This window comes from Streptomyces sp. NPDC002602 (assembly GCF_042889445.1).
Lineage (GTDB): Bacteria > Actinomycetota > Actinomycetes > Streptomycetales > Streptomycetaceae > Streptomyces.
The window spans coordinates 747,716-761,865 of record NZ_JBIAQX010000001.1 but is presented as its reverse complement, the minus strand read 5'-3'; the positions used below and the strand labels follow the sequence as shown (position 1 = coordinate 761,865).

Annotated in this window: 13 protein-coding genes, 1 tRNA gene and 1 riboswitch; of the genes, 5 read left to right on the top strand and 9 right to left on the bottom strand. The window is 71.9% G+C overall.

Annotated elements, in window-relative coordinates; genetic code table 11:
• The first annotated feature begins 55 nt into the window (after window positions 1-55).
• Complete coding sequence (locus ACFYW3_RS03040; RefSeq protein WP_351754769.1) at window positions 56-679, top strand: LysE/ArgO family amino acid transporter; 624 nt, start codon at window positions 56-58, stop codon at window positions 677-679.
• A 98-nt stretch (window positions 680-777) separates the two neighbouring features.
• Window positions 778-1,710 carry an ADP-ribosylglycohydrolase family protein gene (locus ACFYW3_RS03035; protein WP_351754767.1) on the top strand — a complete coding sequence of 311 codons (933 nt, stop codon included), beginning with the start codon at window positions 778-780 and terminating at the stop codon, window positions 1,708-1,710.
• 128 nt (window positions 1,711-1,838) lie between these two features.
• On the opposite strand, the gene ACFYW3_RS03030 is transcribed toward ACFYW3_RS03035, so the two are convergent.
• Complete coding sequence (locus tag ACFYW3_RS03030; protein ID WP_389385617.1) at window positions 1,839-3,155, bottom strand: phosphatase PAP2 family protein; 1,317 nt, start codon at window positions 3,153-3,155, stop codon at window positions 1,839-1,841.
• Between the two features lie 407 nt (window positions 3,156-3,562).
• On the opposite strand from ACFYW3_RS03030, the gene ACFYW3_RS03025 reads away from it, so the two are divergent.
• Window positions 3,563-4,111, top strand: coding sequence for a pentapeptide repeat-containing protein (locus tag ACFYW3_RS03025; protein ID WP_389385346.1), 549 nt, complete (start codon window positions 3,563-3,565; stop codon window positions 4,109-4,111).
• Window positions 4,112-4,613: 502 nt separating this feature from the next.
• Here ACFYW3_RS03025 and ACFYW3_RS03020 read toward each other — a convergent pair.
• Window positions 4,614-4,687 (bottom strand) — tRNA-Pro (locus ACFYW3_RS03020).
• 191 nt (window positions 4,688-4,878) lie between these two features.
• Between ACFYW3_RS03020 and ACFYW3_RS03015 the strand changes: the two genes are divergently transcribed.
• Both ACFYW3_RS03015 and ACFYW3_RS03010 read left to right on the top strand, forming a co-directional pair.
• The gene (locus ACFYW3_RS03015; RefSeq protein WP_351754762.1) at window positions 4,879-5,580 is read left to right on the top strand and encodes a thiamine pyrophosphate-dependent enzyme; all 702 of its coding nucleotides are present in this window, start codon (window positions 4,879-4,881) and stop codon (window positions 5,578-5,580) included.
• A gap of 83 nt (window positions 5,581-5,663) precedes the next feature.
• Window positions 5,664-6,569 carry a transketolase gene (locus ACFYW3_RS03010; RefSeq protein WP_351754759.1) on the top strand — a complete coding sequence of 302 codons (906 nt, stop codon included), beginning with the start codon at window positions 5,664-5,666 and terminating at the stop codon, window positions 6,567-6,569.
• 12 nt (window positions 6,570-6,581) lie between these two features.
• Here the strand turns inward: ACFYW3_RS03010 and ACFYW3_RS03005 are convergent, their stop codons facing one another.
• From ACFYW3_RS03005 to ACFYW3_RS02975, 7 genes are all read right to left on the bottom strand, one after another.
• Window positions 6,582-7,133 (bottom strand): GAF domain-containing protein, encoded by a 552-nt coding sequence (locus ACFYW3_RS03005; RefSeq protein WP_351754756.1) that lies wholly within the window; start codon window positions 7,131-7,133, stop codon window positions 6,582-6,584.
• Window positions 7,134-7,247: 114 nt separating this feature from the next.
• Complete coding sequence (locus ACFYW3_RS03000; RefSeq protein ID WP_351754753.1) at window positions 7,248-7,682, bottom strand: DUF742 domain-containing protein; 435 nt, start codon at window positions 7,680-7,682, stop codon at window positions 7,248-7,250.
• A complete protein-coding gene (locus ACFYW3_RS02995) occupies window positions 7,679-8,113 on the bottom strand; it encodes a roadblock/LC7 domain-containing protein (RefSeq protein ID WP_351754903.1) in 435 nt (144 codons plus the stop codon). The genes ACFYW3_RS03000 and ACFYW3_RS02995 overlap by 4 nt, the downstream gene beginning before the upstream one ends.
• 59 nt (window positions 8,114-8,172) lie before the next feature.
• On the bottom strand, window positions 8,173-9,945 hold the full coding sequence (locus ACFYW3_RS02990; protein WP_389385345.1) for an ATP-binding protein: 1,773 nt from the start codon (window positions 9,943-9,945) through the stop codon (window positions 8,173-8,175).
• A gap of 427 nt (window positions 9,946-10,372) precedes the next feature.
• Window positions 10,373-11,587, bottom strand: a complete 1,215-nt coding sequence (locus tag ACFYW3_RS02985; RefSeq protein WP_351754747.1) for an MBL fold metallo-hydrolase — start codon at window positions 11,585-11,587, stop codon at window positions 10,373-10,375.
• Window positions 11,588-11,768: 181 nt separating this feature from the next.
• Window positions 11,769-12,554, bottom strand: coding sequence for an SGNH/GDSL hydrolase family protein (locus ACFYW3_RS02980; RefSeq protein WP_053677224.1), 786 nt, complete (start codon window positions 12,552-12,554; stop codon window positions 11,769-11,771).
• A gap of 163 nt (window positions 12,555-12,717) precedes the next feature.
• Window positions 12,718-13,746, bottom strand: coding sequence for a peptidoglycan DD-metalloendopeptidase family protein (locus ACFYW3_RS02975; RefSeq protein ID WP_389385344.1), 1,029 nt, complete (start codon window positions 13,744-13,746; stop codon window positions 12,718-12,720).
• Window positions 13,747-13,750: 4 nt separating this feature from the next.
• A riboswitch (cyclic di-AMP (ydaO/yuaA leader) is annotated at window positions 13,751-13,937 on the bottom strand.
• Window positions 13,938-14,150: the final 213 nt, after the last annotated feature.

Below are 14,150 nucleotides of genomic sequence, written 5' to 3'. Positions count from 1 at the left end.
GTACGTAAAAAACTTTAGCTGTACTGAACCGACGCGCCTGCATACGGTCGAATCCATGACACACGGCATCACCACGGCGGGTCTCGCGGGTTTCGGCACCGGTCTCTCCCTCATCGTCGCCATCGGCGCCCAGAACGCGTTCGTCCTTCGCCAGGGAGCGCGCCGACAATCGGTCCTCCCCGTGGTGGCCATCTGCGCGGTGTCCGACGCGCTCCTCATCCTGCTCGGCGTGGCGGGGGTCGGGGCCTTCGTCAACGCCTGGCCGGCCGCGCTGACCGCCGTGGGGATCGCCGGTGGCACCTTCCTGATCGGCTACGGGGTCCTCGCGGCCCGCCGGGTGCTGCGACCCGCTCCGGGGGCGGCGCTCACCACTTCGGGCACGGCCCCCGGATCCGCCCGCACGGCCGTGCTGACCTGCCTGGCGATGACCTGGCTCAACCCGCACGTCTACCTGGACACCGTCCTGCTCGTGGGCTCCCTCGCGGCGGACCGGGGCGATCTGCGCTGGGCCTTCGGCGGCGGCGCCGTCCTGGCCAGCCTGGCGTGGTTCAGCGCGCTCGGCTACGGATCACGACTGCTCAGCGGTCTCCTCGCCCGGCCTTCGGCCTGGCGGGTCCTGGACGGCCTGGTCGCGGCGACAATGGTCACCATGGGCGGGCTGCTCCTGGCCGGCGCCTGAGTCCCGCGCAGCCCCTGGGAACACGGCCCGGGCAGGGGCCGGGTCGGGGCGGGTAAAACTCCTGCGCGCGGGGCGGACTTACCGGCAGCATGCACGTCATGACGACACCCGCGGACGCCGCTCGTGACGCCCTCGAAGGCCTGGCCCTCGGCGATGCCTTCGGAGAACTGTGGTTTCCGTGGTTCCGACCCGGCGATTCGGCGATCGAGGGGATCCGGGCGCGCCGCACGCCGCAGGAGCCGACCTGGCGCTGGACCGACGACACGGCGATGGCGGTGTCGGTGTTGCGCGTCCTGAGGGAGCACGGCACGGTGCGTCAGGACCGGTTGGCGCAGGCGTTCGGCGCGGCATACGTGGCGGACGCGCACCGCGGCTACGGCAACGGCATGCGCCGGCTCCTCCCGGAACTCGCGAAGCGGCCGGAGAGTTGGCGTACCGAGGCGAGGAACCTCTTCGACGGTCAGGGCAGCCTCGGCAACGGCGCGGCGATGCGGGTGGCGCCCCTGGGCGCGTGGTTCCACGAGGACCTGGACGAGGTGATGGATCAGGCCGTCCTGTCGGCCGAGGTCACCCACGCCCACCCGGAGGCGATCGCGGGCGCCGTGGCGGTGGCCGTGGCCGCCGCCCTGGCCGCGCGCGGCCGGGACCGGCCCGCTCCCGAGGCGTCGGCCTTCCTCGGCGAGGTGGCCGCGCTCACACCCGCCGGGCAGGTCGCGCAGGGTCTGCGCCGGGCCGCCGCACTGCCGGCCGGCACCGGACCGGGCGAGGCCGCCGAGGTGCTCGGCAACGGCCGGTTGATCCGCGCGAGCGACACGGTGCCCTTCGCCCTGTGGTCCGCGGCCCGGCACCTGGACAGCCTCCTCGACGCGCTGTGGACCACCGCGGAGGGTCTCGGCGACATCGACACCAACTGCGCGATCAGCGCGGGCACGGTCGCCGCGCGCACCGGTACCGCCGGCGTCCCCGAGACCTGGTGGGCACGGCGGGAACCCCTGCCCGGCGGCCCGGCCACGGCCCGAACCGCCATCTGAGCCGGTACCTGAGCCGACGGCCCGAACCGGCGGCCCGCCCGGCCCGCGCGGCGGACGGAAACGCGGCGGACGGGAGCGCGGCGGGTGCCGGACGGCTCCGGGCATCGGCAGAGCCGCCGCGAGACGCGTCAGACCAGTTCGGGCTGGGGTTCGCGTCGCTGTTCCGGGATGCGCGCCGACGGGGTCGTCCGTTCCCACGACCTGGTGGTGCGCACGTAGGCGTAGAGCACCGAGCCCGTCGCGAGGAGGAGCAACGGTCCGAACACCCAGGGGTGTCCGGCCATCTCCGTCGACAGGTAGCGGTACGACACCAGGAGCGCGACGAACACCGCGCCGCCGTGGGCGACCAGGAGGGCTCCGGACCGGTCCCAGCCGCGGGCGAGCGAGCGCAGCCCCGCCTCGATCGTGAGCGTGAACACCACGCCGGCGATGATGTCCGCGCCGTAGTGGTAACCGAAGCCCAGCGTCGCGCCGAGCGTCGCGATCAGCCAGAACGTGCCCGCGAACCGCAGGGCCCGCGGCGCCTTGCGGGAATGAATGAAGATCGCGGTGGCCCATGCCGTGTGCAGGCTGGGCATGCAGTTGCGCGGTGTGAACTCGTCGAAGGGCATCTCCTGCGGAACGCCCAGCGGCGGCGGGGTGTTCGGCCACAGGTCGGCCAGCGCCCACTGCCCGCCGTCGGCGCCGTAGGCGAAGATGGGCCCGACCACCGGGAAGATCATGTAGATGCCCGGCCCGAGCAGGCCGATGACCAGGAACGTGCGCACCAGGTGGTGGCTCGGGAAGCGCCGCTCGATCCGCACGTTGCGCAACTGGTACAGGGCGACGGCGACCGCGGCGACCGCGAGTTGGATGTAGACCCAGTCGAGGACGTGGGCGCCGACCGCGCCGGTGGCCTCGACCAGACGACCCACGACCCACGACGGATTGCCCAGCGCGTGGTCGGCGGTCGCCACGTACTGGTCGAGGACCATCGGGCGGGTCTTGGACGTGATCAGCAGCCAGGTGTATCCGGTCTTGCGACCGGCCACCAGCAGCAGGGCCAGTGCGACGCCCTTGAGCAGCAGGGCACGCTCGCGGCCCGTGCGGCGTGTGACGGCGATGACGGCGCAGCCGAGGGTCACCCACAACGCGCCGTTGCCGAACATCATCTGGGCGCCGACCAGCCACCGCACCAGCCAGAACACCAGGTCGATGGCGATCGCCGCGCCGACCGCGATGAACCGCTGCCGCCAGGTGAGCACCACCATCATCAAGGCCATGCTGGCGTACAGCACCGTCCCCGACTGCGGCGCGAAGATCACCTCGCGCGCCTGGACGGTCACCGGACCGGGCACGCCGTAGTGGCGCGCGGCGATCTCCAGCGCGACGAGGAAGCCGAGGGCGATCACACTCACCGCGGCCCACAACAGGACCCGCGGCCGACGCCACCCGGCGAACCCGATTCCGCCGCCTCTTCGCGAAAGGGATCGCGACACCCTAGATATCAATTTTCAGCCGATTTATATAAATACAACCCGTGATCATTGTCTGCTCGAACATGTTAACGGAGCGGGTACACATCGCCGATGCCAGGTGGCTCGAATGTGGCGAGCGCCTCGCCCACCATCCGCGCGGACCGACGACCGACGCACGCGGCCCCTCGCACGGGCCAACGGGATCGGCGGCCGTTGAGCGCCACGGTCGCCGACCGGTGACCGTGAGTGGCGGCCCGCACGAGGGCCCTGCCGCCCACCCGCGCCCACCGAGGGGTGCCGGTGCCGCGCTTCGCGGGAATTGCACCCCATTCCATTCACACGGTCCGGCACGGGATGGCAGCACTCAACTACCACATTCAACTATTCCGCGGAGCGTGGATAAACCCGGGAGATTCAACGTTCGCCCCACTCGGGACGTAGCGTTTGCGATCACTCGGGAGCAGAAGTATGCGGCGTGGCGCGCGAACATTGAAATTGCCGAGACCATACCAGGATTCACGCCGGGCAAACGCGATATCGATGGGATAAATTTCAGCGGCAAGCTGATGCGCAACGCGGACTTCATGGGAGTCACGGTACTGAACGGCCGCTTTCAGGATGCACGCCTGGAGAGGTCCCACTTCGAGGGCACCACGATGCGGGACGCGAATCTGCTCGGGGCCAACCTCTATGAAGCAATCTTGACAGGCGCCAACTTCGACAGGGCCGATCTGCGGAGCACCAATCTCACCCTCGCAGCCGTCAACGGCAAGAAAACCTCGTTCGAGGGAGCGAAGGTGGACGCGCACACGTGCTGGCCCAAAGGCGTCGACAAGAAGAAGCTCGCCACGGTCATCATCACGAACGATGGGCCCGACAACTTCCGAGGCGGCGAGGAGGCTCCCCACTGCACCCTGTGGAAGGGAGGGGAGCGGACGAGGTGATGAGGGCCGGAAATCCATCCGATGCTCGGCGCCCTTATCGCGACTCCGGGAGGAAGACATGGGACTCAGGGACCTGCTCCTCGGCAAGAGGCCTCCTCCGCCAGGAGTCGACAGCGCACCGGTGGAGCGAAGTCCTTTTGAAACCGTCCCAAAAGTCCAACGGAAAGTGGGCAGATCGCTCAAGGAGCTCTTCGGCATGCTCCGCGGAACGACCTCGGGTCGCGTCAAAATATGCCCGACATGCAACCGCTCCATGGATCCCGACGAAACGCGTTGCGCCATGGGCCACTACGTCGGATAGTGCGCGACTCGATCCAGCCCTGCGGGGGCGGGGTCGCAGCACGGTTCCCGGACGCCCGCTTGGGCGCGGGCCCGGAGCAGCTCGGGGAGCCGCTCGCCACCTGTCACCACGTGTGACTCCACAGCCCGGAGAACGAACAAGAGCCCTGCCTCACCGAAGTGAGACAGGGCTCTGATCTGCGACTACGAGGCGAACCTCTAGTCGGGACGACAGGATTTGAACCTGCGACCCCTTGACCCCCAGTCAAGTGCGCTACCAAGCTGCGCCACGTCCCGATGCCCGCTGACCTGGGGGTTTCCCCTGGTTGAACTGGCACGAGAACAATACCGCACTTCGGAGGGTGGTCGCGCGCACCTTTCCCGGACCGGATCCACGGACCCGGTCCCCGTACGCACGACGCACGCCTGGAGGGCTGCCACGACGGCCGCTTGACCTCAAGTCGACTTGAGGTTGCACGGTTGGACGCATGACACAGGCAACCGCGGACACCGGGCTCCGCCACGAAGACCTGGGCCGACTCATCGCCCTCATGACCGGGGCCGAGAAGCACGGACCCGCCGCCACATCCACGCTCGACGTGTTGTGGGTGCTGTATGACCGGGTGTTGCGGGTGGGTCCCGAGTCCGCCCGGGATCCCGAGCGGGACCGGTTCCTGCTCTCCAAGGGACACGGGCCCATGGCCTACTACGCCGTGCTCGCCGCCAAGGGGTTCTTCCCCGTCGAGTGGCTGAGCGGGTTCGGCTCGTACGACTCCCCGCTCGGCCATCACCCGGACCGCATGCTGATCCCCGGGGTGGAGATCGGCAGCGGTTCGCTCGGGCACGGCTTGCCGCTGGCGGTCGGCAGCGCGCTCGGGTTGCGGGCGCAGGGGTTGGACGAACAGGCGGTGTGGGTGCTGATCGGGGACGCCGAGCTCGACGAGGGCAGCAACCACGAGGCGCTCGCCCACGCGGGTTCGGCCGGCCTGGACCGGCTGCACACGGTGGTGATCGACAACGACTCCGCGACCCACGGATGGCCGGGCGGGATCGCCTCCCGCTTCGAGGCGGCGGGCTGGTCGGCGGTCACCGTCGACGGGCGGGACCACGAGGCCCTGCACGCGGCCTTCACCCTGCCGCATCCGGGTCGACCGCACGCCGTCGTCGCCCGCGTCGAGAAGAAGTTCTGATCGGACATCCGGATCGGACATCCGGATCGCAAGTCCGGATCGCAAGTCCTGTGAGAAGCAGAAGCCAAGGGGCAGGGAAGAACATGGACACCATGCGGGAACGGTTCATCGCGGTCACGTCACGGCTGCTCGACGAGGATCCCCGGCTGGCCCTCGTACTCGCCGAGATCACCATGGACGGATTCCGTCCGGCCCAGGTACGTCACCCGGACCGGGTCGTCAATGTCGGGATCCGCGAGCAGTTGCTCGTGGGCGTCGGCGGAGGGCTGGCCCTCACCGGGATGCGCCCGATCATGCACACCTTCGCGAGTTTCCTCGTGGAACGACCGTTCGAGCAGGTCAAGTTGGACTTCGGGCACCAGGGCACCGGTGGCGTGCTGGTCAGCGCGAGTGCGAGCTACGACTGGCCCGCCGGCGGCTTCACCCACATGTCGCCGGGCGATGTCGCCCTGATGGACACCCTCGACGGCTGGACGATCCACGTACCCGGCCATCCCGACGAGGCCGAGGCACTCCTGCGTCACGCCTACGCCGCCGGAGACGAGCGGGTGTACGTCCGACTGTCCGCACAGGAGAACGGCCGGTCGCGCCCCTTCTCCGGCCTGGGCTTCCAGACGGTGCGGCAAGGCGGTGGCGGCGTGGTGCTCGCCGTCGGACCGCTGCTGGACAACGTGCTGGCCGCGACGCGGGACATGGACGTCACGGTCCTGTACGCGACGACCGTGCGGCCCTTCGACGACGCGGCGCTGCGCGCGGCCGTCGGCTCCGGGCCGGCCGACGTCGTGCTCGTCGAGCCGTACCTGGCCGGCACGTCCACGGCCGCCGCCAACGACGCCCTCGCCGACCTCCCCCACCGCGTCCTGGGCCTCGGTGTCTCGCGGGCCGAGCTCCGCCGCTACGGCACCATCGACGAACACACCTCGGCGCACGGGCTCGACCCCGCCGGACTGCGGAAGCGGATCTCGGCGTTCCTCGGCCCCCGCGCCTGAGACCAGGAGCCCTTAGGGGGTGCCTTGTCGGTCCTCGCGCGTGTGGACCAGCTCGATCAGTTCCGCCGCGAGGCCCTTCAGCGTCGCCAGTCCCTCCAGCCCCCAGCCCCTCGGAACCAGGTCCACGGCGCACACCGTCCCCAGGACGAACCCCCGCCGGTCCGTCAACGGGGCTCCCAGGTAGGACCGTACGCCGCTGCCGTCCACGACCGCGTTCCCGGCGAAGCGCGCGAAGTCCCGTACGTCCTCCAAGGCCAGCGCCCGCCGCCGGACGACCACGTGCGGGCAGTAACCGTGGTCCCGGGGCAGGGAACGCTCCGGATAGCCTCGCCGCGGGGCGTCCGGCGCGTGGTGCAGGCCGGCGAAGAACTGCCGTTCCTCCCCCATGAAGTTGACCCCCGCGTAGGGCGTCTCCAGTGTCTCGGCGACGCGTCGCGCGAAGGCGTCGAGTTCCGGGTCCGCCCTTTCCCCGAGGCCCAGTTCGCGCAGGCGCGGGGTGCGCGCGGGCGCCTCCCGGTCCACGGGCGTGAGGAGCAGGTGGCCGGTCGATGCGTACAGGGTCATGCGGTTCCCCCGGATCCGAGAGCGTGATGGGTCGGGCGGTGCGGGTGGCGCTGCCCGCCCCGACCCCGTCCGTGGCCGCTTGTCCGGCGGCGCGGGCGGGGCCGGGGCCGGTCGTCACAGGCACCGGTGCAGGCCTTCGAGGACCGCCCGCAACAGGGTCTGGTCGTCGGCGATCAGTGCGGCGCCGTCAAGGTGCCGCGGCGCCTGCGCCGTGACGGCCCCGTGTTCGAGGAGGTCACCGAGCAGCACCTGCACCACCGCTGTCGGGAGCCGCAGGTGTCCCGCCATCTCGGCGACCGTGACCGCCGCCACGCCCGCGCACAGGCGCAGGACCAGGGTGTGTTCCGGTCCGAGCGGGGCACGCGGGCGTACGCCGGTCGCCGTCACCAGCGACAGCAGATCGAGTGCGACGGCCGGCCGGGTCCGCCCGCCGCTGGCGGTGTACGGGCGCGTCACCCGGCCCGCCGTGTCGTCGAGCCACGGGGTGTCCCGTCCCCCGCCCGTGGCATGCGTCCCCCCGGCGCGGGTCCCCCCGATCCGGGTCCTCATCGCTCCGCGTCGGCGGCGACGGGCCGCCTCGGCGGCGCCGACAGGTACGGACGGACGCTCTTGACCATCATCGCCATCTCGTAGCCGAGGACGCCGGCGTCGGCCTCACCGTCCGCGAGCACCGCCAGACAGGTCCCGGAGCCGGCAGCCGAGACGAAGACGAGGGCCGTGTCCAGTTCGACCACCACCTGCCGGACCTCCGCGCCGCCCGCGAAGCGGGAACCGGCCCCGCGCCCGAGGGAGTAGAGCCCGCAGGCCAGCGCCGCCATGTGGTCGGCGTCGTCGGCGTCCAGTCCGTGCACGCAGGTGACGAGTCCGTCCGCGGTGAGCAGGACGGCGCCGCGGGTGTACGGCACCCGCTGGACCAGTCCGCCGAGCAGCCAGTCGAGATCGGAGAGCCTGACTGTCTTCGTCGCCGCTTCGCCGCCCATGGGGGTGTGCTCCTTGCCGAGGTGTGGGGTGGGGGTGGTGCGAGGGGTGGGGATCGCGGTCATGCGGGCCCCTCCGATCGGGCGAGACCGAAGCCCCGCTGGAAGGCCGCCATCAACCCGGGTTCGTGAACGGGCGGTTCGGCATCCGGCGCACGGCTCGTGCCGGCGGCCTCGCCGGGATCGGGGACGGGGTGTGGGCGGGCGTGACGTCGCGGCAGTGGCGGCGGGGCCGTGTCCGCGCCGATCCCGGGGCCGGTCGCGGGGACGACCGTACCGAGGAGCACGGCGGCGGCCTCGGCCGCGCACTCGGGCGGCGCCGCCTGCGTCGGCACGATCCCCGACGGCACGGCCTCCGCCCCCGTCGGTTCGGGATCGCGCGCCGGAACGGGAGGCGCCGAGTGCCCCGGCGCGGACGGGTCCCACGTCGACACGACCGCCGGCGGGCCGACGGACTCGGACCGGTGGCTCTCGGACGCGTACCTCTCGGAACCCTGGCTCCGGGCCGCGAGGCTCTCGGACGGGTACGGCCGGGCGGACGCCCGTACGGGCACCAACGACGGCATCGGGTCCATGTCGCCGGATCCCCACGAGCAGGCCCGGGAGCCGCCCCCCAGCACGTCGGCGGCGCTCGGGGCCTCCGCGCCCAACAGCTCCTGCGGCAACACGAGCACGGCGAGCACCCCGCCGTAGATGTTGGACTTGAGCTCGACGGCGATCCCGTGCCGCCGGGCCAGCGCCGCGACCACGAACAATCCGATCCGACCGTCCGCCAGCAGGTGCCGGACGTTGACCTGGTCCGGATCACCCAGCAAGGCGTTCATCCGGTGCTGTTCCTCGACCGGCATGCCCAGGCCCCGGTCCTCCACCTCGACCGCGACCCCGGCGGTCACGCGCTCGGCGCGCACCGTCACGTCGGTGTCGGGGGCGGAGAAGACGGTGGCGTTCTCGACGAGTTCGGCCAGCAGGTGCACCACGTCCGCGACGGCGTGCCCCCGGACGGTGCCGCCCGCCGGGGGCACCACCTTCACCCGCGGGTACTGCTCGACCTCCGCGACGGAGGAGCGCAGCACCTCGCCCAGATCGATGGGGCGGGTCCACTGGCGACGGGAGGGGGCGCCTCCGAGCACGGCGAGGTTCTCGGCGTGGCGGCGGATCCGGGTGGCGAGGTGATCGACGTGGAAGAGCTCCTTGAGCAGGTCGGGGTCCTCGACGGTGTCCTCCAGGTCGTCGAGGAGGGCGATCTCGCGGTGCACCAGGGACTGGAGGCGGCGCGCGAGGTTGACGAAGACCTCGACCTTGCGGTCGCTGTCGGACGGGGTGACCGGGCCGGCCAGCCGGACGAGGGCCGTGTGCGCCTGTTCCCGGGCGCCCCGGAGCTCCTGGGAGAGCAGCCAGAACTCGTCCACCCCCGCCGGATCGGTGTGCGGCGGCGGCCCGCTCGGTCCGCCGCGCACCGGGCGGGCCGCGGCCTCGCCCCGTTCCAGCCGTTCGGCGGCCGTACGCAGTTCCTGCCGGCCGCGCACGCTGGAGCGGCGCAGGGCCTCGCACCGGTCGCGGACGGCTTTCGACGCGCGGTGCCCGCCCAGCAGGGCCGCGGCGAGGGCACCGAGCACGAGCAGGGCGCAGCCTCCGAGGACCGGCCACAGACGCGCGTCCCGGTCGCCGGTGCCTCCGCCGAGCTGGAGCGTGAAGATCACCGCGGCCGCGCCGCTGAGCCCGGCGGCGAGCGTGGGCAGGACGGTGGCGCGGAGCATCTGGGGGCGTATCTGCCGGCCGGGACCGGTGGCGGCGTGTTTCGACGGGGAGTGGCGGGCGGCGCGGAGTGCGGACATCGGCGTCCTCGGTACGTGGGGCCCGGGCCCCCGGATGTGCCGAGGCCCGGCGTTGATCACCGGATACCCACGCTAGACCGCGCTCTCCCGCCCGGGACCGTCAGTCGGGGAACTTGGCGGGGGTGCTTCCCGCTTGCGACGGAGCGCTCGTACGACAGCCCGAATCCGCCGGGAGCGCGCACGCCCGGGCAGGCCGGGGCGTACGCCGTCCGAGCGCGCGCCCGCGCTCCCGGGGGGGCCGGAGCCGCCCCCGGTCGGCTCGCCACCACCGAAGACCGGGTCCCGCGTCAGGGTGCCGGGTCCCACGTCAAAGTCGCGCCCGGTCGGCTCGCCACCACCGAAGACCGGGTCCCGCGTCAGGGTGCCGGGTCCCACGTCAAAGTCGCGCCCGGTCGACGGCTCGTCCGGCCCGCTTCCACGACAGGGCCTAGGACCCTACGGCCTCCGATTCCTCCCGCCCGGTGACGGCCGGGGCCGACGCGGTGGGCGCGGGGGCCGCCGGCGCGGCCGTCGTCGTACGGGCGGGGGCGGGTTCGGCGGCGACGAAGGGCCGCCACCACGGTTCGGCCGGCGCGTCGGAGGCGCCCGGTTCGAACGGCTGGCCCGGTACCGGCAGGGCGATGGCGGACCCGGTCTCCCGGGAGGCGGTCACCGTGCCCTCGCCGGGCTCGTCCCAGGGGTGCAGGGCCAGGTTGAACGTGCCCCAGTGGATGGGCAGCATCGTGCCGTGCGGGATGCCGCCCTGGAGGTCCAGGTGGGCCTGCATGCCCTCCTGCGGCGTCATGTGGATCTCGCTCCAGTACTCGGAGTACGCGCCGATCTGGATCATCGTGGCGTCGAAGGGACCGTGCGTCGCGCCGATCTCCTTGAAGCCGGGGAAGTAGCCGGTGTCACCGCTGTGGTAGATCCGGTGGCGTTCCCCCGCGACGACCCAGGAGGCCCACAGGGTGAACTGCTGGTTGCGCAGTCCCCGGCCGCAGAAGTGCCGGGCCGGGGTGGCCGTCAGCGAGAGCCCGGCGACCTCGGTGGTCTCGTTCCAGTCGAGTTCGCGGATCCGGTCGGCGGGGACTCCCCAGCGCTCCAGGTGGGCTCCGACGCCGAGCGGGACGGCGAAGACGATGTCCCTGCCCGCCAGGGCCTTGATCGTCGGGAGGTCGAGGTGGTCGTAGTGGTCGTGCGAGATCACGACCACGTCGACGTCGACCAGCGAGGCCAGCGGCACGGGCACGGGGTGCAGCCGCTTGGGTCCGGCGAAGGGGAAGGGGGAGCACCGCTCGCCCCACACCGGGTCGAAGAGCACTCTGCGGCCGTCGATCTCGGCGAGCACGCTGGAATGCCCCATCCAGGTCAGGCGCAACCCGCTGACCGGCGGCTTCGCCAGTTCGGCGAGGGTCGTCGGATAGACCGGGATGGCGCCGGAGGGGCTGCGCCGGATCCGCTGTTCCTTGTGGAAGTAGATCTTGGCGAACTCCGCCATGGAGCCGGAGGGCCTGGTCCGGGCGCCGACCGGGTTCTGGAAGACGCCGTCGGCGAAGTTCGGCGAGCGGCGGATCCGCTCCAGGCGGGCGCCTGACGGGTCCGCGCCGAAGGCTTCGGGCCGAAGGGCGCGCAGCCGGGGACGCAGGGGACGGGAGCCGGTCAAGGCGCCTCCTGGGTGGATCGGGGCGGGACGGTCGTACGTCTACGACCATCCCAACGCACACCGGCCCCGAAGGATTCCGCCCCCGCCGACCGACTCCCCGGGCCCGCCGTCCCTCGACCCGGTCGGCGGATCCCCCCTCGGCCCCGGCCCGGCCCCACGGGTCGGTCCTGCAGCCTTGGCCCTACAGGGGCAGCAGGTCGGGGCGCTTGGCCTCGACGTGGTCCCCGGAGGACTCCCCGCGCAGTCGTCGACCGATCCAGGGGACCAGGTGCTCGCGCGCCCACTGGATGTTGTCCCGCGTCACGTCCACCGATCCGCGCGGTCGCTCCGGCGGCCACGGCTGGTCCGGGTCGGTCGGCACGTCCAGGCCGAGCACCTGCGCGGCGCGCAGCGCGACGCGGGTGTGGCCCTCGGGAGAGAGGTGCAGTCGGTCGCCGTCCCAGGCCCGTCGGTCCTGTACGGACTTCAGGGACCACAGGTCGAGGACCGGGCAGTCGTACTTGTCCGCCACGGCCCGCACGTGTGCGTTGTACGTGGCGATCTTGCCCCGCATGTACCGCAGGACCGGTACGCCCCGGGTGTCGAACCCGGTCGTGATCATGACCTGTCCGACGGAGCCGACCAGGTCGGCCACGGCCGCCTCGAAGCGTTCCGCCGTGGCGTCCGGGTCGCTGCCCGGCCGGATGATGTCGTTGCCGCCCGCGCAGAAGGTGACCAGGTCCGGCGCGAGGGCTTTGGCCCTGGGTACCTGGTCGGCCACGATCTGGTCGAGGAGCTTTCCGCGCACGGCCAGGTTGGCGTACCGGAAATCGTGTTCTTCACGCCGATCGGCCAGGAGTACGGCCAGCCGGTCCGCCCAGCCGAGATGCGAATCCCCGGGTCCCGGGTCCCCCACGCCCTCGGTGAAGCTGTCCCCGATCGCCGCGTACGAGCCGATGGTCTTGAGTGTCGTCTTCGTCGCTGCCACAGCTCGACATCCTTCACCCCCGCGGCCGACCTACGCCAACGTAATGAGGGGTTGACGGACCGTGATCTATCCCACCATGCATACGTGGAATAAGAATCGCGTGAGGCCGGGACCCCCCTCGGGTCCCGGCCTCACGCGTGTCCGTGCTCCTGCGGGCCGTGCGTCAGATGCTGACGCCCTTCGAGCGGAGGTAGGCCAGCGGGTCCACGTCCGAGCCGTAGGACGGGCCGGTGCGGATCTCGAAGTGGAGGTGCGGGCCGGAGGAGTTGCCGGTGGAGCCGGAGAGCCCGATCCGCTGTCCGGGCGTGACGCTCTGGCCCGTCGAGACGGACAGCGAGGACATGTGGCCGTACTGCGAGTACTTGCCGTCCGCGTGCCGGATCACGACCTCGTTGCCGTACGCGCCGCCCCATCCGGCGGAGACCACGGTGCCCGCGCCGACGGCCTTGACGGTGGTGCCGGAGCTCGCGATGAAGTCGACGCCGGTGTGGTAACCGGAGGACCACATGGCGCCGGAGGCGCGGTACTGGGTGGAGATCCCGCCGCCGACCGGGGCGACGAAGCCGGTGCCCGTACCGGAGTTCGCGGAGGTGTCATCACCCTGGCCGGTGGGGGCCGCGGGCCGCTTGGCGGGGGCCTTGGAGGCGGAACCGGCCTCGGAGTCGGCCTGAGCGGCGCCGGAGGACCGGTCGGTCGACTCCGGAGCGGCGGCGGCACCCTTCGCGGAGCGCGACTGCGACGGGCGGGCCGGAGCGGGGGCGGACTCGGCGGCGGGAGCGGCCGCGCCGAGGTTCAGCTTCAGGCCGGGGTGGATCATCGAGGGGTCGGAGCCGACGGCCTGCCGGTTGTCGGCGTACAGCCGCTCCCAGCCACCGGAGACCTGACGGTCGGCGGCGATCTTCGAGAGGTAGTCGCCCGACACGACGGTGTAGACGGTCGGGGCGGCCTTCGCGGCGACGGGAGCGGCCTGGGTGGCCTGGAGGGACACCGGGGCCTGCGGGACCGAGACGGGCGCGGCGTCCGGGGCCGACACGGGCGCGGCGACGGGGGCCGATGCGGGTGCGCCGGCCGCGTGGGCGCCGGCGGCTCCGATCAGCGGCAGGGCGAGAGCCGCACCACCGGTTCCCGCGACGGCGAACCCGCGGGACAGCGAACTGGTCTTCGGACGGCGGTGCTTACCCTTTGCGGGCATGGCGAATTCCTCTCCGACGCCTGCGAGGTGAGCTGTCGGGTTCGGACTGGAGATGTCCGGCCGGGCATCGGCGTCGGTGACGACGGCCGAAGTGCGGCTTCACCCCTAGCCGTCCCGGAGACGAGGCCCGGAACGGCGGCTTACCTGGTTCCCCCGCTCCTGCCGCGCGCGTGAATAGTCGGGTGGGGTTCCCGGGCGGCGGCAGGATTAGGCGGTCCACCCGGATCGATCGCGAAGGTAATCGAGTCCTGCCGCACACAACAAGCCATGAATTTCCTGACGGAATCCCAGACATGGGGGGACGGCGAAATTCCCGTCACCCTCTGTCCATTCCGGGCCGGCAACAACCCTCGTCACATGGCAATTCGAGTTTCGTGATCAGGCACGCACGGTCACCGTATGAT